The following is a 24,308-nucleotide window of genomic DNA, read 5'->3' on the forward strand; positions in this document are numbered from 1 at the left end:
ATCCGTCTTCCATTTGGTTCGTGCCGGTCAGCAATGCGCCACTAGTGTGCCACTGACAACAGACGTTCAGTGTTCCCAGTCAAGGCCGGTATCGCATGATGGTTGTCGCTAGATCGAAATGAGTGCACAGTAGCCACATGGGTGTATCCGACGAGACATTGGCCAAGATTGCTGATGAGGTGTTCGATACAATGACCGCACCCCGTGAGGTGCCGCCTTTCTCTGAGCGATTTCCTGGATTTGGCCTTGAGGATTCCTATCGGATCGTCAACGATATCCGACGCCGACGGGAGGCTCGGGGTGAGCGCGTTATCGGCCGGAAGATTGGCTTCACCAACGCTGCCGCATGGGCTGGCTACGGCATTTCGGGGCCGATTTGGAATTATCTCTATGACGCATCAACTATCGACTTGAAGTCGGGAAGCACCTTTCCACTCGGTGCTTGGCGAAACGTCCGCATGGAGACTGAGGTCGCACTTGGGCTGTGTGAAGCACCCGATCCGAGTATGGAGGATATCGATCTTCTGCATTGCATCGAATGGGCCGCCCTTGACTTTGAGATCTGCACCTCGATCTTCCCGGATTGGCGATTCAAGGTATCCGATGCGGCAGCGACCGGTGTGCATGTCGCACTGCTGCTAGGCGCGCGATACCCAATCGGCGAAACTCGAAAACATTGGGCCGACGAGCTTGAATCGTTTTCGGTCACACTTTCAGAAGCGGCGGGGGCGCACGCGACGGGAGGCGGTGCTCAGGTCCTCGGCAGCCCGATCAAGGCGCTGGGGTATCTTGTGCGACAACTCGCACTTTACGACGGCGAGCCACTACACGCGGGTGAAGTCGTCACGACAGGCACGCTAACGCAAGCGCTGCCCGCCGTGTCTAGCGAACTGTGGAGGGCCAGCGTCAAGGGCGCTCACTTTGCAGACATCCAGGTTCGGCTAACTTAGCCAGCGACGCGCAGAGGCCGAGTGGCCGTTAGGCGGAGGACCGCGTGCTGCGACCAAAAACCACAAGATGGAATAGTGAAGTAAACGAAGTCGGAAAGCCTTGTGCCGCAACACGGAAGTTCTGCGAACGTCCTGCCGCCCCACCGAAGCGCTACAGATTAACCCTGCAGGAAATGAACTATGAGAACGCCACTCTGCGATCTGCTCGGCATCGAGGTGCCTATCGTCCTCGCGCCGATCATTGCCCCTTTAGGCGCACCGGCGGGGCCGCCCCTAGCGGCCGCCGTTAGTGAGGCCGGCGGGCTCGGGACGATAGCCCTTTGGCTTGCTGAGCTCGGAGTGCTGCGGACCCGTGTGCGGGAAATGAAGTCGCTCACCACAAAGCCATTTGCCGTCAATCTGCGACTGGATTTGGATCCTGACGTTCGCCTCGATGCCTGCCTCGAGGAAGGTGTCCGGATTATCTCTATGTTCTGGGGGGATCCGTCGGAACTGGCTCCACGGGCCAAGGCGAGCGGTGCGGTAGTGATGCAGACAGTTCGATCGGCCGATGAGGCACGGATGGCCGTCGATTGCGGGGTCGATGTGGTCGTTGCGCAAGGCTGGGAGGCTGGCGGCCACGTCTGGGGAACGGTCGCGACTATGGCCTTGGTTCCGACCGTGGTGGATGCGGTCGCGCCTGTTCCGGTGGTTGCGGCGGGCGGGATCGCTGACGGCCGGGGGATGGCCGCTGCACTCGCCCTTGGCGCCGCTGGTGTTTGGATCGGCACCCGGTTTATCGCCAGCGCCGAGGCCAACTTCCACGCCCGCTACCGCGAACGGCTGCTGGCCGCGTCGGAAACAGACACAATCTATCTCGAGAACCTTTTTGATGGCGGCCCTTGGAAAGATGCGCCCACGCGTGTGCTGCGCAACAAGACAGTGGCAGCATGGGAGGTTGCCGGGCGACCACCAGTTGGACAACGGCCCGGTGAGGGTGCCATTGTCGCGGTTTCAGCTTCAAGGGGCAACATCAAGCGCTACGCACCGGTGGCGCCGGTCATCGACGTGGAGGGTGACATCGACGCTTTGCCAATGTGGGCTGGCCAGGGAGTCGGGCTGGTTAAGAAAATTCAGCCGGCCGCGGAGATAGTTCGCGAAATCGCTGCTGAAGCGCAGTCGGTCCTAGCCCGGTTGGGAACGACAGGCGAGAACTGAGTGGTCGGCTTCGACCATGGCGTGCGATCGCCCGCCTGCCCATTGCCCGACGGAAGGCGTATCCCTCGCGAAGGTCGGCAACAGGGAACGCGGACACAATTCCACCTGAGCCGAATGTCTGCTTTCGGGAGACGACCAAGGACACTTCAATGGCCGACGTGAGGCGCATACCGGTCAAAACCACCACGAACCGAACGGTTTGAGTGCTGCCTCCAGGAGCAACGCTCAACCGTTCCCTTGGATCATGGGGCGCGCCGCCTCCGCAAAAATCAATGAATCCAACGCACACTTGTACCCGTCGACGTCAGTCAGCCAGTGGCCAAAGCTCGCTCCACTGCTTACGGGCATATTGCCTTGCGCAAGAGCATTTCGCCTATGGCCATCTAATACATTGAAATTCAAACGAAAATGGCGCACCCGACAGGATTCGAACCTGTGACCTCTGCCTTCGGAGGGCAGCGCTCTATCCAGCTGAGCTACGGGTGCCTTCAGGGAACCTGAAAACGAACCAGCCGATAGGCCGGCCAGCCACGGCTTCTTAGCGGAAGCCGGCGCGGGCTTCAACGGGCAATTGGCGTGGCGATATTTTCGAAGCCACGTCGCGCGGCTTGGCAACTTCGCGTCCGCCCTGCAGCCTCAGCCCGGGACTCACCCCGCCACCTCCACCTTCGCCACCCGCCTGCGCACCCTGCGCGGCGCCCGCTTCGCCTTCTTCGCGCCGGTCAGTTCGTGCATCGCATCCAGCTGCATCTGCTGCATTTCGGCCAGCCGCGTCCATTGGCGCGAGATCAGATAGTCGAGCTTTTCGTGCAAATGGCGCACTTCCAGCTCGGCTTTCAGGTTGACCCGGTAGTCGTTGAACGAGCGCAGGCGATCCTTGGCCTCCGTCCGTCTCTGGCTCATCATGATGATCGGCGCCTGGATGGCGGCGATGCAGGAGAGCAGCAGGTTGAGCAGGATGAAGGGGTAGGGGTCGAAGGCGCTGCTCACGCCCGCGATCAAATTGATGCCGATCCACACCGCAAGCACGCTGCCGAACGAGATCAGGAACCACCAGCTGCCGCCGAAAGCCGCCATGTTGTCGGAGACGCGGTCGGCGAACGAGCGGTGCTCCTCGAACTCCTCTTCCGAGTTTTCCGAAATCGTGTCCTGCCTGGCGATCGATTCGACCACCTGGCGGTCGAGCTCGGAGAATTCGCCATGCTCCTGCTGCAGCAACTCCTCCATGTAGCGCATGCGGTAGCGGCCGAGCTCTTCGCGGCTGATGCGGGCGCCGCGCGGCAGGTCGGGATGGTCGGAGCGGATGCGGTCGGCCAGGCTTGGCCGCAGGTCGTCGATGCGCACCAGGTCGCGCTTGCGGAATTTGCGGCCCGATATCGCCGATGGTTTCCGCTTCGGCTTCAGGCGGCCATGGGGTTCGGAGTCCGGCACATCGGGCGCTTCCAGCGCCTCGTCGGCCACCAGCTCGGCGTCGTGGTCGGTCGGCGCCTCGAAATACTCGCCGCCGCTGTCGTTTTCATTGTCGGCCTGTTCGGATGGGTTTGGGCTCATGATGCCGGCTCCTGCTGTCGCGCCCACGATACGCCAAGGCGAGGCGGCATAGCCACTGTGGCGGTGAAGATTGGGGGCTTGTGCAAGCGCTTGTGATGAATGCCTGCTGCAATTGCCTGTGGCGGCGCAGCCCCCGGGGCCTCGCTCGCCTGCTGCTCGGCAACCAGACCGCCGAAGTGCTGTTGCCGACGAAGGTCGCGCCTGCTGCAGAGTTAAGATGAGGCAGCGATCCTTCACGACCCCCCTCTGTCCTGCCGGACATCTCCCCCTCAAGGGGGGAGATCAGATGTCGCCATGGCTTCGCCAAACACGAAAAAGAGGCGAGACGCCGAAGCTGCTAATCTCCCCACTTGAGGGGGAGATGGCCGGCAGGCCAGAGGGGGGTGCTGTCCGCCGGCGTTTCAGAGTTCCTCCACCCAACGACGGGTTCTATTGCGGCGGTAAACCAGGCAACTGCGACCCCTGCGCCGGCAAACCAGGCGGCGGCAGGCCGGGCGATGCTGCCGGCTGGTCTCCCGCAAACATCAGCCGCGTCTTGGTATCGGCCAGCGTCGGCGAAAGACTGCGCTGGATCAGCGCTTCGACATGGTCGTTGCGCTGGCGTGCGCTGTCGGCGCCCATCACCACGACGATCAGATGCCGGCCGTCGGCATTGTAGGACGTGACGATATTGTAGCCGGATGCCCTGATATAGCCGGTCTTAATGCCGTCGACGCCGCGCACCCGGCCGAGCATGTCGTTGTGGCCGCGCACCAGCCGACCGCGGAACATGAAGTCGCTTTCGGAGAAATAGTGGAACTGCTGCGGGAAGCGGGCGCGCAGCGCCATCCCCAGCGTCGCCATGTCGCGCGCCGATGTGTGCTGGCCATCGTCGGGCAGGCCGGAGGCATTGCGGAAGACGGTGCTGCTCATGCCGATCTGGCGCGCCTTCGAGGTCATCATGGCGGCGAACTGGTCCTCCGAGCCGCCGAGATATTCGCCCACCGCCACCGCCACGTCATTGGCCGACTTGACCACGATCGCTCGGATCGCCGAATCGACATCGATGCTCTCGCCGCGCTTGAAGCGCAATTTGGTCGGCGGCTGCCGGGCGGCATTGTCGGAGACCGGGATCTGCGTTTCCTTCGAGACGCGGCCGGACTCCAGCGCCTCGAACAGCAGGTACAGCGTCATCATCTTGGTCAGCGACGCCGGATAGCGTTGCGCCCTCGAACTGACTTCGAACAGCGTCTTGCCACTGCCGGCATCGATTACGATGGCGGCATATTTCTCCTGCGGCGCCGGCACCGCCAGCACGCTGTCGGGCGGTGCGGTGGTGCTGCAGCCGGCCACGAAGACGAGCAGCAGGAGGGCTGCGAGAAATTTTTGGACGAGGGAGGGGAAATGGAAGTTTGGCAAGGCAAGTCCGGCGTTGCTGAGAGGGCCGGAACCTAGCCTAACCCATTGTGTTCGTCCATTTGGTTAACGGCGGAGCTGCCGATGACGCTGCCAATCTCCCCCGCAAGGGGGGAGATCAGATGTCGCTTCGGCTTCGCCAATCATCGGCGCTGAAACGGCAACCTCGACATCCGCCCACCCGCCCGAAATCGCCTGCTTCCTGTCCTGTTTTGCCTGCGGGGTCGCGGTGCTGCTATAGAGGCGGCAATTGCTTGGGGGACTTGACAATGACCGGTGACATCGGCGCGGCTGCGCCATCTCTTATCAGGGCTTCGCTCAGCCGCACCGGCAAATGGGCCGGCAGCGTCGCTTTCATCGGCGGCGCTGCTTCCGACATCCTCAATCCGCTGGCGCCATTCGCCGCCTATATCGCGCTGGTCGCTTCGGTTGCCGCCGCCATCATCGCCATTGCCATCGTTCTGCGGCTGGTGCTGGCCGCCAAGGCGCTGCCGGCGCTGATCTTTGCCACCAGCGCTGCCGCCGTCGCCGGCGGCGTCTATGGCCTGCAGCAGCAGACCAATTCGCAGAACGGTGTGATCGCCGGCCTGGTGCCGGCCATCGCCCAGTTGCAGCAGCAGATGGGCATCGTCTCGGCCAGGGTGGCCAGGATCGAGCAAACGGTAACCGAGACGAAGCTGGCGGTCGACCAGGTCAAGCAATCGACCGACGCGGTGGCGAAGAAGACCGAGGAAATTGCGTCGACCCAGCAGCAGCAGGCTGAGCAGGGCGCGCAGACGCAAAAGTCGGTAGAGGCGGTCAAGCAGACGACCGAAACGCTCGCTGCCGGCCAGCAGAAACAGGCCGAGCAGGCGGATAAGCTTCAGGCGACCACCGAGCAGATCGCCGCCTCGATCGACACCATCGCCAAGGGCTTTGCCGCATTGGCCGCGCAGGGCGGGACGATCGCCGAGCCGAAGCGGCCGGACGAATTCTATCACAATGCCCGCGTCTACGAGCTTTCCGGCGACATGCTGAATGCGCGGCGCTCCTATCTCGCTTTCGCCGGTTTCGACGTCGACGCCGTCGATCCCTACACACGCTTCGCCACCCTGCTGCGCGTGCAGGACGGCAAGGCCGGCGCCCGCGAAGTGTTCGGCGCCCTGGCCGACAAGGCCAAGGCGCTGTCGATCAAGCTGGTCCATATCCTGCAGTTCGACGATGCCCAGCGTCTCGACAAGCTCAACGCCTTCATCGCCGCCAATCCGGATTTCGCACCGGCCTATTACCTGCTCGCGCAGGAGTTTTCCGAGGATCGCCTCGGCGTCCAGTCGCTGTCCGACAAGCGCAGCGAGGCCGAGGCGCTGACCAGGTTCGTCTCCTATGAAAAGGAAGGCGGGCTGCTCAAATATTTCGTCGACCAGACGCAGCTCGCCGACTGGCTCGACCGCAGCCGTACCCGCCTGACGGCGCTTGGCGACGTGCTCGACCCAGCACGCTTTGCCCCGACGCTGACGCCGATGCGCTCCAATGCCGGCTGGATGATCTCCATCTCGCTGCCCGAGGCCGCGACCGGCATTTCCTGGCGCATGGGTGTGTCAGGTCCGTTCACCGACACCGGGCTGATGGCGATGAACGACCAGCGCACCGGCAAGCCGATGCCCAATCCGAGCTTCGAATTGCCCGACAGCACCACGGCCACCACCATCGGGGTCAAGTATCTCGATCTCAGGGGCCGCGAGACCGGGCCGTTCGACATAAGTTTCGATCCGGACGCAGCGCTGCAACAGGGCAACAAACAGATCCTCGACCAGTTCTGGACGTCGTGGATCGCCTTCGACGCCAGCGGCAATCATGGCCTGGTCTATTTCTCCCAGATGCTGTCGTTCCGCTGCGGCATCAAGGAGGTGCGCTACAGCCTGAACGGCACGGCGCTCGACAGGGAGATCAAGCTGCCGCCTTGCGACAAGAAGGACCCGTACGCCATTCCTTATGACTACCAGCCTTACTTCAAGGTCGCCGACAACGTGACGTCGATGGCGGTGCAGGTCACCTACACCGACGGCACCAAGTCGCCGGTGCGCGAGTATAAGCGGCAGTAGGCGCCCACCCTCCCCCATGTGGGGAGGGTCGATCCGCGTAGCGGATCGGGGTGGGGGTCCTCGTAGGGCGCTACCCCCACCCCGTCGATCGATCTCCGCTTCGCTCCGATCGCTCGCCGACCCTCCCCACAAGGGGGAGGGTAAAAATCGCCCTGATGCAAAATGCCGGTCGCTGTGCTTGCGCATCCCTCGCGGAGCGGGTTTGTTCGCTGCCATCAGAATCAGCAGGTGCGCGGATGGATACGGTCACGATCAAGGCAAAGGGCATTTCAGTCACGCTCGATCTCACTGTCGGCCATATCGCCGACATGACGGTCGACAGCGATGGCCGCCAGCTGAAGCCGCTGCACCGCGCGCCCTGGATCGATGCTGGCGAGACGCTGCCGCCGGACCTGCCTGAAGGCACGGTGCGGCTGTCGGGCGATTTCCTATGCGCACCGTTTTCGGCCAGCGACATCGAGGCCGCACCGCTGCATGGCTGGCCGGCCAACAGCCCCTGGGATGTCACCGTCAGCGAAGCGACATCCGACGGCTGGCGGGCCGTCTTCCGGTTGCGCCGCACGGTGATGGGCGCGACGGTCGACAAGATCTTCACGCTCCGCAACAGTCATCCCTTTCTCTATCAGGAGCATGTCTTTTCCGGCGGTTCCGGAGCGGTCTCCGCCGCCCACCATCCGATGGCGGCGATGCGCGATGGCGGCCGGCTGGCCTTTTCGCCGAAGCGCTTTGCCGGGACACTGGACGCACCGCTGGAGCCCGATCCGGCCCGCGGCCGCTTCAAGCTTTCCTATCCCGCCCGCTCGACCGATCTGACGCGCTTTCCAGCCACTGGCGGCGGCACGCTCGATCTCACCGACTACCGCATGGAGGATGAGCGCGAGGATTTCATCACCCTGGTCGAAGCCGATCATGACGGTCCGGGCTGGACGGCGCTGGCGCGCCGGGCCGAACAGGATCTGGTGCTGGTGCTGAAGAACCCGGCGGAGCTTCCGGTCACCATGCTGTGGTTCAGCAATGGCGGCCGCGACTACGCGCCGTGGAGCAGCCGCCATCGCGGCGTGCTCGGCATCGAGGACGGCCGCGCCGCCATCGGCCATGCCGCATCGATCGACGACAATTGGCTGAAGCGCGAAGGGGTCGCGACCGCTTTTACCCTCGGCGGCGAAGTCTCCTTCCGCCATGTCATCGGCACGCTGCCGCTGGCGAGCGGCGAGCCGCCGCGCGCTATCGGGACAGCCTCAGGTCACATGCATCTCACCGGAGCCGATGGTTCGACCCGCGATGTCGCATTCGACAGCGATTTCCTGCGGATCGGCCAGCCCGGCTGATTTTCGAACGCTGGCCCTGCCCCTCACCTGCCTGCCGGCATCCTCGACACACGGCACATGGAGCTTGTCCGCCGCACCGCCGCGCCAACCAATCTGCTTGGCGCTGCGGCGGACGCATAGGGGGAGAAGTGTTACCCATCTATCGGCTGCACACCGGCAGGGCGACGAGGGGCAGCGCTGACGTGGCGGATGTCGTGAGATTGCCCAAATCGCGGTTTGAAATTTCCTCAAACTGCCGACAAGATGCAAAGCATAACTGGAAGCGCCCAATGTCCGAAATCGCCCATCTCGCCGCCACCATCTTCAAGCGCGCTGGCAAGGCGAAACGCTTCATCGTCGCCATTGCCGGCCCGCCCGGCGCCGGCAAGTCGACGCTCTCGGCCGGCCTGCATGATCTGTTGCCGGAGGGCGCGGCTGAAGTCGTGCCGATGGACGGCTTCCACTATGATGACATCGTGCTCGACCAGCGCGGCCTGCGGTCAAGAAAGGGCGCGCCGGAGACTTTCGACTTCGCCGGCTTCGAGACGCTGTTGAAGCGCATCCGTTCGGGCGAGCCAGACATCGCCATTCCGGTGTTCGACCGCAGCATGGAATTGTCGCGCGCCGCCGCCTCCATCGTTGCCGCCGAGACCAAGTTCATCCTGGTCGAAGGCAATTACCTCCTGCTGGACGAGGAGCCGTGGTCGCGGCTGGCGCCGCTGTTCGACTTCACCATCTTTGTCGATGTGCCGCGTGCCGAACTCGAGCGCCGCCTTCTGGTGCGCTGGCACGAGCATGGCCGCTCCGACGAAGACGCCCGCGCTTGGATCGCTTCCAACGACATGCCCAACATCGATCGCGTGCTCGGCCGTCGCAGGTCCGCCGACCTGGTTGTTGGCGATCCCGCATAGTTCGCTGGACTTCGGAACGGGAACCTTAAGACTTTCAGGTCGTTATCTCTCATCGGCAATCGTGCCGCCGTGAGGGAACCGTCAGATGGCAACCAAGGCAAAAACACCCGCCAAGAGCAAGACCGCTCAACCCAAAGCCAGGCAGGCAAAGGCCACGCAGGCGAAGGCAGGCGCCGGCCCGGCGATCGCCGAGCGGTCCAAGGACGCAAAGCCGGCTTTCGGCAAAGCGGCGCCAAAGAAGGTAGAACCGGTGGCGACGGCAAAGGTGACGGCGAAAACCGCCAAACCCAAGAAGCCGGCAAGCAGCGGCTCGGTGGCCGGCGGCGCGATGCGCACCGTCAAGGCGACCGCCAATGTCGCCGCTGGTGCGGTGGCGGCGACAGCCAGGGGCGCTGCGTCGCTCGCTGCGTCCGTCATCGGCAAGGGCGGCTCGAAAAGCAAGGCCAAGGCGAAATAGACCCGGCTGCTTCGGCTGGCCGAGGTCAATTCCTGGCGGGAATGGTCAGGCCGCGCTGCACCGCGGGCCGCGCCAGCCCGCGCTCCAGCCATGCCGCGACGGTGGGGAAGTCGTCGAAGCCGACGAGTTCGCGCGCCTCGTAGAAGCCGATCAGATTGCGCACCCAGCCCAGCATCGAAATGTCGGCGATGGTATAGTCGTCGTCCATGATCCAGGTTCGACCCTTCAGCCGCGTCTCCAGCACCCCGATCAGCCGCCGCGATTCATTGCGGTAGCGATCCAGCGGCCGCTTGTCGGCGATCTCGCGTCCGGCGAATTTGTTGAAAAACCCGACCTGTCCGAAAATCGGCCCGATCGCCGCCATCTGGAAGAACACCCATTGGATGGTCTCGTAGCGCCGCGCCGGATCGGCAGGGATCAGCTTGCCGGTCTTGTCGGTGAGGTAGAGCAGGATGGCGCCGGATTCGAACAGGCCGAATGGCCTGCCGCCCGGCCCGTCGGGGTCGATGATCGCGGGTATCTTGCCGTTCGGGTTCAGCGACAGGAATTCCGGCGTCCAGCTCTGGTCCTTGCCGATATCCACCAGATGCGCCTCGTAGGGGAGGCCGAGTTCTTCCAGCGCGATCGAGACTTTCACCCCATTCGGCGTCGTCGCGGAATAGAGCTGCAGGCGGTCGGGGTGGCTGGCCGGCCAGCGCTTGGTGATCGGAAAGGCGGACAGGTCGGTCATCGAAAGCTCCGGTCGGGAATTTGGCGCGGTATCGCGCCGTCTGGCGAGTTGCGAAGGATTATCCTCGGCTTCTTTGCCGATCAACCGGTCGAAGGTGCACACACCGTCTTCGCAGTCATTCAGGGCCAGTCGCTCAGGCCAGTCGCTTGCCGTCAGACCGCCTTGAACGCCACCACGGCATTGGTGCCGCCGAAGGCAAAACCGTTGCTGATCGCCGCGCGCACCTTGCGCTCGCGCGCCACATTCGGCGTGATGTCGAGATCGCAGTCGGGGTCGGCCTGCCGGAAATTGGCCGTCGGCGGCACGATGCCTTCGCGGATCGCCATCACGCAGGCGATCATTTCCAGGCCGCCCGAGGCGCCGAGGCAATGGGCATGCATCGACTTGGTCGACGACACCGACAGCTTATAGGCATGGTCGCCGAAGACGCGCTTGATTGCCGCCGTCTCGATCTGGTCGTTGGCCTTGGTGCCGGTGCCGTGGGCGTTGAGATAGTCGACGTCCTCGGGATTGAGCCCGGCGTCCGCCAGGCAGGCGCGCATCGCCGCCGTCGGTCCCTCGACAGTCGGCGCGACGATATCGGAAGCGTCGGCGGAAAGGCCGGCTCCGGCAAATTCGGCCAGAATGGTCGCGCCGCGCGCCATGGCGTGTTCATACGTTTCCAGCACCGCCATTCCAGCACCTTCGCCGAGCGACAGGCCTTGGCGATCGGCCGAGAACGGCCGGCAGGTATCGGGCGCCAGCACCCGCAGGGCCTCCCAGCCCTTCAGGATGCCCCAAAGCAGCGGCGCGTCGGTGCCGCCGGCGACCATGACATCGGCGCGGCCGAGCCGGATCTGGTCGACCGCCGAGGCAAAGGCGTGATTGGACGAGGAGCAGGCCGAAGTGACGCCGAACACCGGCCCGCGCAGGCCGAGATTCATGCTGACATGGCCGGATGCCGCACTCGGCATCACTTTCGGCACGGTGAAGATGCCGGCCCGGTTCTTGCCGTCGACCAGGATGGCGCGATAGTTCTCCTCGATCGCCTCCCAGCCGCAGACGCCGACGCCGACAACCGCGCCCATCCGGTAGGTGGTTGCTTCAGTCGATGTCAGGCCGGCATGCTGCATGGCTTCGCGCGCGGCAATCGTCGCCAAAAGGCTGAAGCGGTCCATCGACACGGTCTGCTTGTGGCTGATGCCATGGTCGGGCAGCGTCTTGATTTCGCAGCCGACCTTGACCTTCAAATCATGCAAACCGGGATTGCTGATTTGACCGATGGCCGATCGGCCGGCCCGCATTTCGTTCCAGATTGCAGGCGCATTGGCGCCGAGCCCGCATATGCCGCCGATGCCGGTAATGACGACGCGCTTTTGCATTCAGCTCAGGCTTTTTTCGCAATCAGCGCGCGAACAGCCTCAACCATATCGCCGACATTCTTGAGATTGCTCCAGGCATCGACCGTGTTCATCTCGATCTCGATGCCGTACTGCTCCTCGAGATCGAAGATGATCTCGGTCAGTTCCAGGGAATGGATGCCAAGCGCGGTCAATTCCGTATTGGTGGTGATCTCTTCGCCACCGGGCTCCGCATGTGCCCTGATCTTGGCGATGATTTCCGTTGCCAGCTCGTCAGCCATTCGATTCCTTCCCCAATTTTATAACGTCGCGGTGCCGATTGGTTGGCGCCCCTGTTGCCTGGACTGAAATCGCCGTCGCCTTCAAAAACCCGCCAGGCGCAGCATGACCGTTCCAAAGAGGCTCCCTCTATAGAAACGGAAACGCTGTCAAGCAACAAGCTATATCAACAAGCACCATATCGACAAAGCGCCGGGAGTGCTTAACGTTAGCGCCGTGGATACGTTGCAGCATGTCTTGATCCCAGCTCTTCCGGCCCAGCGCGCGGCCGGGGCGGCCCGGCTTGCGTGCGGCGTCAGGGATGGACGCACCCGGCTTTTGCGCCTCTATCAGGACGGCTCGGCCAAAATCCGCATGCCGGCCGTTGCGGCCGATCCGCTCGAAGCCGTGCTCATCAACACCGCCGGCGGTCTGACCGGCGGCGATCGGCTCGGCTGGGAAATCGATGTCGGGCCAGGTGCCTCCGCCTCGATAACCACCCAGGCCTGCGAAAAGATCTATCGTGCCGCTAGCGACCGCGCCGAAGTTCGGGTGAAGCTCAGCGTCGGCGCGGGCGGGCGTATCGCCTGGCTGCCCCAGGAAACCATCGTCTTCGACCGCTCGGCCTTTGCCCGCACGCTCGAGGTCGAGCTTGCCGCAGGCGCCGAGGCATTGCTGCTTGAAGCCACCATATTCGGCCGCCTCGCCATGGGCGAAGAGGCCGCGCACGGCCATTTCCACGACCGTTGGCGTGTCCGCCAGGATGGTGCGCTCGTTCATGCCGAGGATTTCCGCATCGGGCCGGCTATCGCGGCGGCACTTGGCCGCCCGGCGGTCGCCGGCGGCGCCATTGCCGCTGCGACGCTGCTGATGGTCTCGCCGCAGGCCGAAGCCTTGCTCGATCCGGCCCGCGACATCGTCGGCGCCGACGGCGATGCCAGCGCCTGGAGCGTCAAAAAATCTGGCAAGCTTCTTGCGAGGCTGTTTGCCGAGGACGGCTATCAGCTGCGCAAGCGGCTGGTTCCGCTCGTCGAACTGCTCAACGGGCGGGCGGGTCTGCCCAAATTATGGTCACTCTGAGCCAAATACAGTCCAAATCCAGGAAAGCGCATGAACCTGACGCCGCGTGAAAAGGACAAGCTGCTCATCGCCATGGCGGCGATCGTGGCGCGCAAGCGGCTGGAACGCGGCGTCAAGCTCAATCACCCCGAAGCGATCGCGCTGATCACCGATTTCGTCGTCGAGGGCGCCCGCGACGGCCGCCCGGTCGCCGAACTGATGGAGGCCGGCGCCCATGTCATCACCCGCGGGCAGGTGATGGAAGGCATCGCCGAGATGATCCACGACGTGCAGGTCGAGGCGACCTTTCCCGACGGCACCAAGCTGGTGACCGTTCACGAACCGATCAGGTGAGGAGAAAACGATGCTGGAGCTGCGACCGAATTGCGAATGCTGCGACAAGGACCTGCCGCCGGAAGCGGCGGACGCGCTGATCTGCACCTTTGAATGCACCTTCTGCGCTGACTGCGCTGAACATGTGCTGGGCGGCGTCTGCCCGAACTGCGGCGGCAATTTTTCCGCACGCCCGATCCGCCCAGTGGAGAAACTGGTGAAATATCCGGCCTCGACCCAACGCGTGCTCAAGGCCGAGGGCTGCGGCCCGCGCAAGGCTGCGTGATTGTTTTCGTGACTTCGAAGGGAAGACCGATGATCTCTGCTTCAACCAAACGCACCACGCTTGCAGCGATCCTGCTGCTGGCGGCGGCGATGCCCGCCTATGCCCATGTCGGCATCGGCACGACCTCGTCCTTCGCGGCGGGCTTCGCGCATCCGCTGTCCGGCCTCGACCATATGACCGTCATGGTAGCCGTCGGCCTGTGGGCGGCGCTCAAGGGCGGCAAGGCAATCTGGGCCTGGCCGCTGGCCTTTGTCGGCGTCATGCTGGTCGGCGGCGCGCTCGGCATGCTCCACGTGCCGGTGCCTTTCGTCGAACCGGGCATCCTTGCCTCCGTCGTCGCGCTTGGCTTGCTGGTGGCGTTGGCGGTCGATCTGCCGGTCTCGGCCGGAGTCGCCATCATCGGCCTGTTCGCGCTGTTCCATGGCCATGCCCACGGCACCGAAGTGCCGGAAAATGCCGGTGGACTTGACTATATGGCCGGCTTTGCCGTTGCCACCGCACTTCTCCATGCCATGGGCATCGCTGCCGGCCTTGGCCTCGGCATGCGCTTTCGCGGGCTTGCCCGCGCCGCTGGCGCCGCTTGTGCTGCAGTCGCCGTCGGCCTGGTCTTCGGCGTTTTGTGAGGCTAACGATGATTCCCGGCGAAATCATCACGGCAAGCGGCGACATCGAGCTCAACAAGGGGCTGCCGACGGTGACGCTGAAGGTGGCCAACAGCGGCGACCGGCCGATCCAGGTCGGCAGCCACTACCATTTCTTCGAGACCAATGAGGGGTTGAAATTCGATCGCGACAAAGCGCGCGGCATGCGTCTGGACATTGCCGCCGGCACCGCGATGCGCTTCGAACCGGGACAAGAGCGGGACGTCACGCTGGTGCCGTTCGGAGGAAAACGCGAGGTCTACGGTTTTCAGCAGAAGATCATGGGCAGGCTGTGAGATCGACGGGGTCGGGCGCCCTGAGGTCAGTTCGACGGCCTGGCCGCCGCGTAGATGACGATTCTTGCCGAGCCGTCGAATTCCACCGCAAGGACGTCTTCCGTAAGCACGCGCCGCGAATCGATGGCGTTGAACAGCAAGGCGTTGGCGTCGATCTCCTTGCGCAGTTCCGCAATGTCATCCTGATGCTGTTCGACCTTGCTCTCGACCGCCGGCGGCGGGCCGCCTTCGCTGCGCGCCGCGTCGGTGAGGAAGACGATATCCACAGTATCGAGCTTGGACGTCTTGCGCACGGCGCCGATGTTCTCACGCGTCCGCTCGATCGCGGTGATGATCTTGTTGGTCTGTGGTTCCGTCCGCGCCTCCTCCTGCCGGACATCGGAGCCGACGATCCTGTTGACGGTGTCGGCCCGGTTGACGGCGTCAGCGCTTTCAAGACCTTGCGCGGCTTGCGGGCCGAAAGCTGCGAGAAATGTGCAGGCAGCAAGGCTCTGGAGCCATCTGGTGTCGGCAAAGACAGGCATTGCTCGCTCCTGGTGGACTTTTCTGTGCAACGCCGTTCGGCGCCAAAGGAACGAAACGCCTCCTGTCGGGCGAAGGTTCCCTGTGGGCTGGCGGGCCGGGTGCCGGCCCGCCAAGCGCTTCTTTCAGCTTGCCTTCTTGGTGACAAGGGTCAGCGCGCCATCGGTGGTCATGCTGGCGGCGACCACCTGTGCCGAGGTGAGCCCCTTGGCTTCGAGCGCCGACTTGATCTGCGGCGTCGCGTCGATCGAAGAGCGCAGTTTCTGCAGCCCGGCATCGCCACGCTGGGCGATCACCTGATTGACCTGCGTCTGGGTGGCCTTGGGCAATTCGCTGATATCGACGATGTTGACCTTCTGGATCGCCGGCGCCGCCGGCTGAGCGCTGGGCGCCGCCGGCTTCGGTTGCGGCGTGGGCTGCTGCTGGGCGCCGGCTACGGTTGCGGAGGCCAGCGTGGCGGCGGCTGCAAGAACGATGATTTTGCGCATGTATTTTCCTTTCATCGATTTGGCCAAGGGTTTGGCAAACGGGCGGTTTGGGGTGGCACGGCCACCTCAACGGCCAAATGGGATCAGAAGGTGTCGCCGAGCGGGTCATTGCATGACCATTGGATGGCGACGATGTGGAGTTCGGCTGCGGCCGGACTCTCGTTTGGGGAGCATTGACTGATGGCTAGAATTACCCGCGCCGCCTACGCGCAGATGTATGGCCCGACGGTCGGCGACAGAGTGCGCCTGGCCGATACCGAGCTGTTTATCGAGGTCGAAAAGGACCTCACCGTCCATGGCGAGGAGGTGAAATTCGGCGGCGGCAAGGTCATCCGCGACGGCATGGGCCAGAGCCAGGTGTCGCGCGCCGGCGGCGCGGTCGACACGGTCATCACCAACGCGCTGGTGGTCGATGCCACTGCCGGCATCTTCAAGGCCGATATAGGTCTCAGGGACGGCCGCATCGCGGCGATCGGCAAGGCCGGCAATCCCGACACGCAGGACGGTGTCACCATCATCATCGGCCCCGGTACCGAGATCATCGCCGGCGAGGGCAAGATCCTGACCGCCGGCGGCTTCGACGCGCACATCCACTTCATCTGCCCGCAGCAGATCGACGAAGCGCTGATGTCGGGCATCACCACCATGCTCGGCGGCGGCACCGGCCCGGCGCATGGCACGCTGGCCACCACCTGCACGCCGGGACCCTGGCACATGGCGCGCATGATCCAGTCCTTCGACGCTTTCCCGATGAACATCGGCCTGTCCGGCAAGGGCAATGCCTCGCTGCCGGCGGCGCTCGAGGAAATGGTGCTGGGCGGCGCCTGCTCGCTGAAGCTGCACGAGGACTGGGGCACGACGCCGGCGGCCATCGACTGCTGCCTGTCGGTTGCCGACGATCACGACGTGCAGGTGATGATCCACACCGACACGCTGAACGAATCCGGCTTCGTCGAGAACACCGTCGCCGCCATCAAGGGCCGCACCATCCACGCCTTCCACACCGAGGGTGCCGGCGGCGGCCATGCGCCTGACATCATCAAGGTTTGCGGCCTGCCCAACGTCATCCCGTCCTCGACCAACCCGACCCGGCCCTACACCGTCAACACGCTGGCCGAGCATCTCGACATGCTGATGGTCTGCCATCATCTGTCGCCGTCGATCCCCGAAGACATCGCCTTTGCCGAAAGCCGCATCCGCAAGGAAACCATCGCGGCGGAAGACATTCTGCATGACATCGGCGCCTTCTCGATCATCTCGTCGGACTCGCAGGCAATGGGCCGCGTCGGCGAGGTGGCGATCCGCACCTGGCAGACCGCCGACAAGATGAAGCGCCAGCGCGGGTCATTGCCGCAGGAGACCGGCAACAACGACAATTTCCGCGTCCGCCGCTACATCGCCAAATACACCATCAACCCGGCAATCGCGCATGGCCTTTCCAGGGACATCGGTTCGATCGCGGTCGGCAAGCGCGCCGATCTGGTGCTGTGGAACCCAGCCTTCTTCGGCGTCAAACCGGACATGGTGCTGATCGGCGGCATGATAGCCGCAGCCCCGATGGGCGACCCAAACGCCTCTATCCCGACACCGCAGCCGATGCACTACCGCCCGATGTTCGGCGCCTATGGCAAGGCCAGGACCAACTCGTCGGTGACCTTCGTTTCGAAGGCGGCGCTGGAGTCCGGCCTGCATGGCAGGCTCGGCGTCGACAAGCAGTTCGTGGCGGTGGAAAATACCCGCGGCGGCATCGGCAAGCACTCGATGATCCTCAACGACGCCACGCCGCATATCGAGGTCGATCCCGAAACCTATGAGGTTCGCGCCGATGGCGAACTCTTGACTTGCGAGCCGGCAACCGTGCTGCCGATGGCGCAGCGGTATTTCCTGTTTTGAGGCGGGCGATTTGATCGACCCGGCAAATTCCATTGCGAGCCGGTCGGTCCCACCGCAATATGCGGCTCAAAGAAACCGCGTAGCAGGTCATGGTCACCGAAATAGCCTCCGCCCACGACATCTTCCCGCATATCCGCATCGTCATGGGCATGGTGATCGGACTTGGCGTCGCTCGCCTGCTGTCGGGGGTGGCGCGAATCGTCCAGCATCCCGGCCAGTACAGGCTCTATCCCGTGCACCTCGGCTGGGTCGCCTCCATGCTGTTGCTGCTGGTGCATTTCTGGTGGTGGGAGTTCGGCCTCTACACCATAGAGGTCTGGACTTTCGGCAAGTACCTGTTCCTGATCTTCTACGCCATCACGCTGTTCCTGCTGTGCGCGCTGCTGTTTCCGGATTCGATGCTCGACTACACCAGCTACGAGGATTTCTTCTATTCGCGCCGTGGCTGGTTCTTCGGCCTGCTGGCGGCCACCTATCTGCTCGATGTTGTCGACACGCTGCTGAAAGGTCCCGAGCATTTCGCCCGCTACGGCAATGAATATCTGTTCCGAACGCCGGTTTTCGTGGTGTTGTGCATAGCCGCCATACTGGTGCGCGACCGCCGCTTCCACATCGCCTTCGTCGTCGGCACGCTGATCTATCAGATATCGTTCATCCTGCGGCTCTTCGACACCATCGTCTGAACAGTGGCTATGGTTTAGGGTCGCAGGAAAGAGGGTTCGACCATGTACAAGGCTATCGGATCGCGTGGCTCCCGCGTCAGCCGCGTTCTGTGGATGCTTGAGGAACTCGGGCAGCCCTATGAATTCGTCGAGGTCAAATTGCGCTCGCCGGAAGCCTATGCGCTCAACCCGTCGGGCAAGGTGCCGATCCTGATCGATGGCGAACTGACGGTGACGGATTCGGCGGCGATCTGCGTCTATCTCGCCGACAAGCACGCCGACAAAGGCATGGGCGCCAATCCAGGTGTGGCCGGACGCGCCGAAATGGATTCCTGGATGCATTTTGCCCAGTCCGAGTTCGAAGCGCCGCTGTGGAACAAGCTGCGCCACCGCTTCCTGTTGCCGAAGGACGTGCGGGTCGATGTCGGCCCCGCCGCCGCCTACGATTTCGCCTCGGAGGCCAAGGCGCTCGACGGCCGGCTGGGGGATCGGGAGTTTGCGCTGGGCGACCGGTTTTCCGCCGTCGACGTGCTGTTGGGCGACATGGGCGGCTGGGCCCGCGCCGGAAAATTTCCGATCGAATCCGAGCGCGTCAACGCGTATTTCGACCGCGTCCTGGCGCGGCCTGCCCGTGCGAGAGCCCAGGCTAACGGTGGAGCCATGCGATGAAACTCAACCTGAACACCGACTTCACCAAGTTGCCCCGGGCCGTCTCGGTGGTGCCTGCCGGCACTGCCGGAACTTCGCCGCCATCCGGCCGTGCCGTCCTGCCCCATGACGAGCGTCATTTGCGCCGCCGCGCCATTGAGCTTGCCGACGGCAGCAAGGTGCTGGTCGACCTGCCCGAACCCGTGACCTTGAACGATGGCGACCGGCTGGTGTTGGAGGATGGCGGCCAGGTCGAGATCACCGCGGCACCCGAAGAGGTCTATGATATCCGCGCCCGCGACGCGGTGCATCTGACGGAGCTTGCCTGGCATATCGGCAACCGCCATCTGGCGGCAGCGATCGAGCCCGGCCGCATCCTGATCCTGCGCGACCATGTCATCAAGGCTATGCTGGAAGGGCTGGGCGCCACGGTCCGCGAAGTCTCCGAACCGTTCAAGCCGGTGCGCGGCGCCTATTCCGCCCAAGGTGCGCATGGTCACGATCATGGCCATGCGCATGCGCACGCCGAAGCGCATTCCCATGATGGACGTTCCCACGCACACAGCGAGTCGCATTCGCACAGCCATTCCCATGACGGGCATCATCACGATCATGACTGACCAGCCATCCGGCATCGCTTTGCTGCGGCTCATGGCGTGGCTGTCGCCGGCCTTTCCGGTCGGCGGCTTTGCCTACAGCCATGGTCTCGAACGCGCCGTGCAAGACGGGCTGGTTGCCGATACCGCCAGCCTCGCCGGCTGGCTGGAGACGCTGGTCGAGATGGGCTCGGGCTGGAACGACGCCGTGCTCTTCGCGGAAAGCTGGCGCCGCGCCCGCGACGGCGGCGACCTCCATGAAATTGCCGATCTCGCCGAAGCGCTGGCCGGCTCGCGTGAGCGCCACACCGAAACCATGCTGCAAGGCTCCGCCTTCCTGAAAGCGGCAGCGGCGTGGGCGAATCCGGTGTTGGGCCGCCTGCCGGCCGAATGCGCCTACTGTGTCGCCGTCGGCGCCGTTGCCGGCGGCAACGGCATCGCGCTTCAGGACGCGATGTCGGCCTTCCTGCAGGCCTTCTTCTCCAACCTCGTCCAGGCGGCGATCCGACTCGGCATCGTCGGCCAGACGGACGCCATGGCCTTGCTCCCCGGCTTCGAACCGTTGGCGCTGTCGACGGCCGCGCGCGCCGCCGGCTCCACATTGGACGATCTCGGCGGCTGCGCCTTCATCTCCGACATCATGGCGATGAAGCACGAGACGCAGTATTCCAGGCTGTTCCGCTCATGATCGTCCTCGCCTTCGCCCTCTCGGCCGTCCTGCTGCTGATCACCGCGCTGCATGTCTATTGGGGCCTTGGCGGCATCTGGCCGGGCAGGGACGGCGTCTCCTGCGCCCACGCCGTCGTCGGCTTTCGCGGCGTCGACGAGATGCCGACGCCTTTTGCCTGTTTCGCCGTTGCCGCGTGCCTGTGCCTCGCGACCCTGTGGCCGCTGGCGCTGACAGGGGTCTTCGCCTCCCCCTTTCCAAGGGAAGGCCTTGCCGCCACGGCGCTGCTCATAGGGCTGGTCTTCCTCGGCCGCGGCATTGCCGGTTTCACGCCCTGGTGGCGCCGGCTGGCGCCGGAGCAGCCTTTTGCGCGACTCGATGTCAGCTTTTATTCTCCGCTCTGCCTGTTGATCGGGCTCAGCTTCGCAATCCTCGCCATCACGGAGTTTTCGGCATGACCCAGGCTAATGGTCCCCTTCGCATCGGCATCGGCGGTCCTGTCGGCTCCGGCAAGACGACGCTCACCGAAAAGCTCTGCAAGGCGCTGCGTGACGACTTCTCCATCGCCGTCGTCACCAACGACATCTACACCAAGGAAGACGCCATGATGCTGGCCCGGCTGCAGGCACTGCCTGAGGACCGTATCGTCGGGGTGGAGACCGGCGGCTGCCCGCACACCGCCATTCGTGAGGACGCCTCGATCAATCTGCAGGCGATCGCCGGACTGAACAAAAAGTTTCCCGATCTCGACATCGTCTTCATCGAATCCGGCGGCGACAACCTCGCCGCCACCTTCTCGCCGGATCTTGCGGATCTGACCCTCTATGTCATCTCGGTCTGCCAGGGCGAGGAAATCCCCAGGAAGGGCGGGCCGGCGATCACCCGCTCCGATTTCCTCGTCATCAACAAGAGCGATCTGGCGCCCTATGTGAACGTCAACCTCGATGTCATGGAGAGCGACGCCGCCCGCATGCGCGGCAAGCGCCCGTTCGGCTTCACCGACCTGTCGCGCGGCAAGGGCCTGCAGGAAGTCATCGACTTCATCGTCGAGCATGGCGGGCTGCAGTCGGCTCGCTCGGCCGCCTGACCCAGTATTTACCGGTTGCTGGTCGGCTCTTCGCGCGGCATTCTCTCGAAAACGGAGGTTTCAGATGAGCATCGCCCGCCTGCAGAAGGAAACGCTGACCAACCTGCCCTATTATGAGGAGCGCGTCGATCTTGCCGCTGCCTTCCGCTGGACGGCGCGGCTCAATATGCATGAGGCGGTGGCCAATCACTTCTCGCTGTCGGTCGATGAGGACGGCACCAAATTCCTGATGAACCCCAACCAGGTGCATTTCTCGCGCATCAAGGCGAGCGACCTTTTGCTGATCGACGCCAACGATCCCGACACGCTGACCGGCCCGAATGCGCCTGACCCGACCGCATGGGGCCTGCACGGCGCCATCCATCGCAACGTGCCGCATGCGCGCTGCGCCATGCATGTGCATTCCATCCACGCCACCGTGCTGGCATCGCTGGCCGACTCGACCCTGCCGCCGATCGATCAGAACTCGGCCATGTTCTTCAACCGCCACGTCGTCGATGCCCATTATGGCGGGCTGGCGTTCGAGGAAGAAGGTGAGCGCTGCTCGCAACTGCTCATTGACCCGAAAGTCAAAGTGATGGTGATGGGCAATCACGGCGTCATGGTCATCGGCGACACCGTCGCCGACGCCTTCAACCGCATGTTCTATTTCGAGCGCGCCGCCGAAACCTACATCAAGGCGCTGTGGACCGGCCGGCCGCTGCGCACGCTCTCCGACGCCATTGCCGAAAAGGCCGCCAGCGAGATGGACGACTATCCCGGCCAGGCGGAGCGTCATCTCGCCGAACTGAAGGCGATCCTCGACGAGGAGGAGCCGGTGTACCGGAGCTAAGCGACCATCCGTGCTTCTCCCGTTTACGCTACGCACTCACCTTCTGTGATTTGTTATGACTGATCGGCGTAAGGCTTGGTTGCCAGGTGGTTCCCCCAATCCGTCGCTGCTTCGCAGCGCCACCTTTCCCTCCTCCGGAGGGAAAGGAAGGGAGCTTTCTGGACGAGCGTTTGACGGCAAAAAGCTTGGCTCGGCGAAGCCGAGACGGAGTGGGGGTCGACCAGCGCAACATTAGACAATGCATGGCCAAGCTGAAGGGAGGATGAGGGGCAGCGCCGACGTTCATAGGCTCACTCAGAGTCCCAACTGAGCCCGCAACTCTTCCGCACTGTTGATCACGACAGCGCCCTTCGGTCCTGCCATCGGCGCTTCCGGCCAGAAGATCGTCCGCATCCCCGCGGCCAGGCCTGATGTGGCGCCGGTAACGCTGTCGTCGACGGCCACCGCGTCTGAAGGATCGACGCCGGCCAGCCATGCGGCGCGCAGGAACGGTTCGGGATGCGGCTTGCCTTCGCGCACGTCGTTTCGGCTGATCGTGCGCATGCCGGGATAGATCAGGCCGACGGCGCTCAGATTTGCATCGACGATCACCCGGTCGGAATTGGACACCACCGCCTGCTGCACGCCGAGCGCGCGCAACTCGTTGAACACTTCGATCGCGCCGGGGCGCGGCTTCAGCGTCTCGGCCATCGGCATGTAGTGATCGTATTTGCGCACGATCCAGTCGTCGAAGGGCAGGTCGAGGCCGAACTCGCTGCGCAGCATCTCGTAGACCGGTGCGGCGGCGACGCCCAGCACCCGCTCATGCAGGTCGGCCGGCGGCGTGATACCGACGCTGCGCAGCGCCGCCACCAAGGCCGCCTCATGCAGCGGCTCGCTGTCGACCAGCGTGCCGTCCATATCCCAGAAAACCGCTTTCGGCGTCATGCGAGGCTCCTTTGCCGATCCCCTTAAAGCGTTTGTATCAGGAGATAAACCGCCGAGCCCGTCCGCTGGCGATTTTCGCTGGGTTAGTTGCCGCGCGGCGGCCGGATCGAAGCAGCAAGCAATTGCCCTGCCGATAGACAATTGCGCGCCGACACATTCCCTGCAAGACTATGACGCTTCGCCCAAGGGCGCGCCAAGGGGCAGGGCTGGAGGCACATTTTGAATTCGCGACAAGATGGCGGCAGCAGCAGGCTGGACGAGGCAGCGCGCGCCGGCTGGCTTTATTATGTTGCCGGCAACACCCAGGACCAGATCGCCGCCACGCTCGGCATTTCCCGGCAGACGGCGCAGCGGCTGGTGTCGCTGGCGGTGTCGGAGGGGCTGATCAAGGTGCGGGTCGACCACCCGATCGCCAATTGCCTCGACCTTGCCGCAAGGCTGAAGTCGCGCTTCGCGCTCGACCTGGTCGAAGTGGTGCCGAGCGATCCGACCTCATCCTCGACCACGATCGGCATTGCCGAGGCGGCCGCGGCCGAGATCGAGCGGCGGCTGCGGTCACCGACGCCCATCGTCTTGGCCATCGGCACCGGCCGCACGCTGAAGGCGGCGATCGAGCAATTGCCGCCGATGGAATGCTCGCAGCACAAGGTTGTGTCCTTGACCGGCAACATCTCGCCCGACGGTTCGGCCGCCTTCTACAACGTCATCTTCACCATGGCCGACCGGGTCAAGGCGCGCTCGTTCCCGATGCCGCTGCCGGTCATCGCCTCGTCGCCGGAAGAGCGCGAGATGCTGCTTGCCCAGCCGATGATCCAACCGACGCTGGCGCTGGCAGCGGAAGCCGACGTGACCTTTGTCGGCATCGGCGATCTCGGCCCGAAGGCGCCGCTCTACGAGGACGGTTTTATCTCGGAAAGCGAGCTGAAGGCGTTGCAAAAGGCTGGCGGCGTCGCCGAGATCGTCGGCTGGGTGTTCGATCGGGAAGGCCGCATGATCGAGGGCATCACCAACGACCGGGTATCGTCGGCAGCCTTGCCGTCACGCGAAAAGTCGCTGGTCATTGCGCTCGCCATGGGCGAGCGCAAATTGCCGGGCATCCTGGCCGCTGTGAACCGCCGGCTGGTCAATGGCCTCATCACCGACGAGCGGACCGCCACGGCCTTGCTCGACAGTTCCTGATAGATTAAGCGGCCC

Annotated in this window: 28 protein-coding genes and 1 tRNA gene; 20 read left to right on the plus strand and 9 right to left on the minus strand. The window is 63.9% G+C overall.

What is annotated here, in order from left to right:
• Positions 1-137 precede the first annotated feature (137 nt).
• Both ACYG9Z_RS15690 and ACYG9Z_RS15695 read left to right on the plus strand, forming a co-directional pair.
• Positions 138-950, plus strand: a complete 813-nt coding sequence (locus tag ACYG9Z_RS15690; protein WP_023699229.1) for a 2-keto-4-pentenoate hydratase — start codon at positions 138-140, stop codon at positions 948-950.
• Positions 951-1,130: 180 nt separating this feature from the next.
• Entirely contained in the window at positions 1,131-2,147 is a 1,017-nt protein-coding gene (locus ACYG9Z_RS15695) for an NAD(P)H-dependent flavin oxidoreductase (protein WP_023746415.1), read from the plus strand.
• 409 nt (positions 2,148-2,556) lie between these two features.
• Here ACYG9Z_RS15695 and ACYG9Z_RS15700 read toward each other — a convergent pair.
• From ACYG9Z_RS15700 to ACYG9Z_RS15710, 3 genes are all read right to left on the minus strand, one after another.
• Positions 2,557-2,633 (minus strand) — tRNA-Arg (locus ACYG9Z_RS15700).
• 162 nt (positions 2,634-2,795) lie between these two features.
• A complete protein-coding gene (locus ACYG9Z_RS15705) occupies positions 2,796-3,698 on the minus strand; it encodes a DUF1003 domain-containing protein (protein ID WP_023752512.1) in 903 nt (300 codons plus the stop codon).
• Between the two features lie 429 nt (positions 3,699-4,127).
• A complete protein-coding gene (locus ACYG9Z_RS15710) occupies positions 4,128-5,096 on the minus strand; it encodes a D-alanyl-D-alanine carboxypeptidase family protein (RefSeq protein WP_023683608.1) in 969 nt (322 codons plus the stop codon).
• 266 nt (positions 5,097-5,362) lie between these two features.
• Between ACYG9Z_RS15710 and ACYG9Z_RS15715 the strand changes: the two genes are divergently transcribed.
• The 4 genes from ACYG9Z_RS15715 to ACYG9Z_RS15730 all read left to right on the plus strand — a co-directional run bounded on the left by ACYG9Z_RS15715 (position 5,363) and on the right by ACYG9Z_RS15730 (position 9,849).
• Positions 5,363-7,174, plus strand: a complete 1,812-nt coding sequence (locus ACYG9Z_RS15715; protein WP_023752511.1) for a methyl-accepting chemotaxis domain-containing protein — start codon at positions 5,363-5,365, stop codon at positions 7,172-7,174.
• A gap of 236 nt (positions 7,175-7,410) precedes the next feature.
• Positions 7,411-8,502 carry a hypothetical protein gene (locus ACYG9Z_RS15720; protein ID WP_023703725.1) on the plus strand — a complete coding sequence of 364 codons (1,092 nt, stop codon included), beginning with the start codon at positions 7,411-7,413 and terminating at the stop codon, positions 8,500-8,502.
• Between the two features lie 269 nt (positions 8,503-8,771).
• The gene (locus tag ACYG9Z_RS15725; RefSeq protein ID WP_023671222.1) at positions 8,772-9,392 is read left to right on the plus strand and encodes a nucleoside triphosphate hydrolase; all 621 of its coding nucleotides are present in this window, start codon (positions 8,772-8,774) and stop codon (positions 9,390-9,392) included.
• A gap of 85 nt (positions 9,393-9,477) precedes the next feature.
• Positions 9,478-9,849, plus strand: a complete 372-nt coding sequence (locus ACYG9Z_RS15730; protein WP_023683605.1) for a hypothetical protein — start codon at positions 9,478-9,480, stop codon at positions 9,847-9,849.
• A 25-nt stretch (positions 9,850-9,874) separates the two neighbouring features.
• Here the strand turns inward: ACYG9Z_RS15730 and ACYG9Z_RS15735 are convergent, their stop codons facing one another.
• From ACYG9Z_RS15735 to ACYG9Z_RS15745, 3 genes are all read right to left on the minus strand, one after another.
• Positions 9,875-10,579, minus strand: coding sequence for a glutathione S-transferase family protein (locus tag ACYG9Z_RS15735; RefSeq protein WP_023671224.1), 705 nt, complete (start codon positions 10,577-10,579; stop codon positions 9,875-9,877).
• Positions 10,580-10,731: 152 nt separating this feature from the next.
• Positions 10,732-11,940: a beta-ketoacyl-[acyl-carrier-protein] synthase family protein gene (locus ACYG9Z_RS15740; protein WP_023671225.1), complete on the minus strand. Its 1,209-nt coding sequence runs from the start codon at positions 11,938-11,940 to the stop codon at positions 10,732-10,734.
• 5 nt (positions 11,941-11,945) lie between these two features.
• Positions 11,946-12,200 carry an acyl carrier protein gene (locus tag ACYG9Z_RS15745; RefSeq protein ID WP_023671226.1) on the minus strand — a complete coding sequence of 85 codons (255 nt, stop codon included), beginning with the start codon at positions 12,198-12,200 and terminating at the stop codon, positions 11,946-11,948.
• Between the two features lie 235 nt (positions 12,201-12,435).
• Between ACYG9Z_RS15745 and ACYG9Z_RS15750 the strand changes: the two genes are divergently transcribed.
• The 5 genes from ACYG9Z_RS15750 to ACYG9Z_RS15770 are packed head-to-tail and all read left to right on the plus strand — an operon-like array spanning position 12,436 to position 14,792.
• On the plus strand, positions 12,436-13,257 hold the full coding sequence (locus ACYG9Z_RS15750) for an urease accessory protein UreD (protein ID WP_081726189.1): 822 nt from the start codon (positions 12,436-12,438) through the stop codon (positions 13,255-13,257).
• Between the two features lie 30 nt (positions 13,258-13,287).
• Positions 13,288-13,590 (plus strand): urease subunit gamma, encoded by a 303-nt coding sequence (locus ACYG9Z_RS15755; protein WP_023689153.1) that lies wholly within the window; start codon positions 13,288-13,290, stop codon positions 13,588-13,590.
• Between the two features lie 10 nt (positions 13,591-13,600).
• Positions 13,601-13,855, plus strand: coding sequence for a DUF1272 domain-containing protein (locus ACYG9Z_RS15760; RefSeq protein ID WP_023671229.1), 255 nt, complete (start codon positions 13,601-13,603; stop codon positions 13,853-13,855).
• A gap of 29 nt (positions 13,856-13,884) precedes the next feature.
• Complete coding sequence (locus ACYG9Z_RS15765) at positions 13,885-14,478, plus strand: HupE/UreJ family protein (protein ID WP_023689154.1); 594 nt, start codon at positions 13,885-13,887, stop codon at positions 14,476-14,478.
• An 8-nt stretch (positions 14,479-14,486) separates the two neighbouring features.
• Complete coding sequence (locus ACYG9Z_RS15770; RefSeq protein ID WP_023671231.1) at positions 14,487-14,792, plus strand: urease subunit beta; 306 nt, start codon at positions 14,487-14,489, stop codon at positions 14,790-14,792.
• Positions 14,793-14,818: 26 nt separating this feature from the next.
• Here the strand turns inward: ACYG9Z_RS15770 and ACYG9Z_RS15775 are convergent, their stop codons facing one another.
• Positions 14,819-15,316 carry a hypothetical protein gene (locus ACYG9Z_RS15775; RefSeq protein WP_023689155.1) on the minus strand — a complete coding sequence of 166 codons (498 nt, stop codon included), beginning with the start codon at positions 15,314-15,316 and terminating at the stop codon, positions 14,819-14,821.
• Between the two features lie 123 nt (positions 15,317-15,439).
• Positions 15,440-15,802 carry a hypothetical protein gene (locus ACYG9Z_RS15780; protein ID WP_023671233.1) on the minus strand — a complete coding sequence of 121 codons (363 nt, stop codon included), beginning with the start codon at positions 15,800-15,802 and terminating at the stop codon, positions 15,440-15,442.
• Between the two features lie 180 nt (positions 15,803-15,982).
• Here ACYG9Z_RS15780 and ureC point away from each other — a divergent pair, with 180 nt between their 5' ends.
• The 8 genes from ureC (at position 15,983) to ACYG9Z_RS15820 (ending at position 22,187) form a co-directional block, all read left to right on the plus strand.
• Complete coding sequence (ureC, locus tag ACYG9Z_RS15785) at positions 15,983-17,695, plus strand: urease subunit alpha (protein WP_031244163.1); 1,713 nt, start codon at positions 15,983-15,985, stop codon at positions 17,693-17,695.
• A gap of 89 nt (positions 17,696-17,784) precedes the next feature.
• Positions 17,785-18,378, plus strand: a complete 594-nt coding sequence (locus ACYG9Z_RS15790; protein ID WP_023752509.1) for a hypothetical protein — start codon at positions 17,785-17,787, stop codon at positions 18,376-18,378.
• A gap of 42 nt (positions 18,379-18,420) precedes the next feature.
• Positions 18,421-19,026, plus strand: a complete 606-nt coding sequence (locus ACYG9Z_RS15795; protein ID WP_023683600.1) for a glutathione S-transferase family protein — start codon at positions 18,421-18,423, stop codon at positions 19,024-19,026.
• A complete protein-coding gene (gene ureE / locus ACYG9Z_RS15800; protein WP_023752508.1) occupies positions 19,023-19,625 on the plus strand; it encodes an urease accessory protein UreE in 603 nt (200 codons plus the stop codon). Before ACYG9Z_RS15795 ends, ureE begins: the two co-directional genes overlap by 4 nt.
• Positions 19,618-20,289, plus strand: a complete 672-nt coding sequence (locus ACYG9Z_RS15805) for an urease accessory protein UreF (RefSeq protein WP_023752507.1) — start codon at positions 19,618-19,620, stop codon at positions 20,287-20,289. The genes ureE and ACYG9Z_RS15805 overlap by 8 nt, the downstream gene beginning before the upstream one ends.
• Positions 20,286-20,726, plus strand: a complete 441-nt coding sequence (locus ACYG9Z_RS15810) for a DUF3995 domain-containing protein (RefSeq protein ID WP_023752506.1) — start codon at positions 20,286-20,288, stop codon at positions 20,724-20,726. Before ACYG9Z_RS15805 ends, ACYG9Z_RS15810 begins: the two co-directional genes overlap by 4 nt.
• Entirely contained in the window at positions 20,723-21,355 is a 633-nt protein-coding gene (gene ureG, locus ACYG9Z_RS15815) for an urease accessory protein UreG (protein WP_023695873.1), read from the plus strand. The genes ACYG9Z_RS15810 and ureG overlap by 4 nt, the downstream gene beginning before the upstream one ends.
• 64 nt (positions 21,356-21,419) lie before the next feature.
• Positions 21,420-22,187 carry a class II aldolase and adducin N-terminal domain-containing protein gene (locus tag ACYG9Z_RS15820; protein ID WP_023752505.1) on the plus strand — a complete coding sequence of 256 codons (768 nt, stop codon included), beginning with the start codon at positions 21,420-21,422 and terminating at the stop codon, positions 22,185-22,187.
• Positions 22,188-22,481: 294 nt separating this feature from the next.
• Here ACYG9Z_RS15820 and ACYG9Z_RS15825 read toward each other — a convergent pair whose 3' ends face one another.
• Entirely contained in the window at positions 22,482-23,114 is a 633-nt protein-coding gene (locus ACYG9Z_RS15825; protein WP_023671242.1) for an HAD family hydrolase, read from the minus strand.
• 219 nt (positions 23,115-23,333) lie between these two features.
• Here ACYG9Z_RS15825 and ACYG9Z_RS15830 point away from each other — a divergent pair, with 219 nt between their 5' ends.
• On the plus strand, positions 23,334-24,293 hold the full coding sequence (locus ACYG9Z_RS15830) for a sugar-binding transcriptional regulator (protein WP_023752504.1): 960 nt from the start codon (positions 23,334-23,336) through the stop codon (positions 24,291-24,293).
• Positions 24,294-24,308: the final 15 nt, after the last annotated feature.

The organism is Mesorhizobium sp. RSR380A, assembly GCF_054719385.1.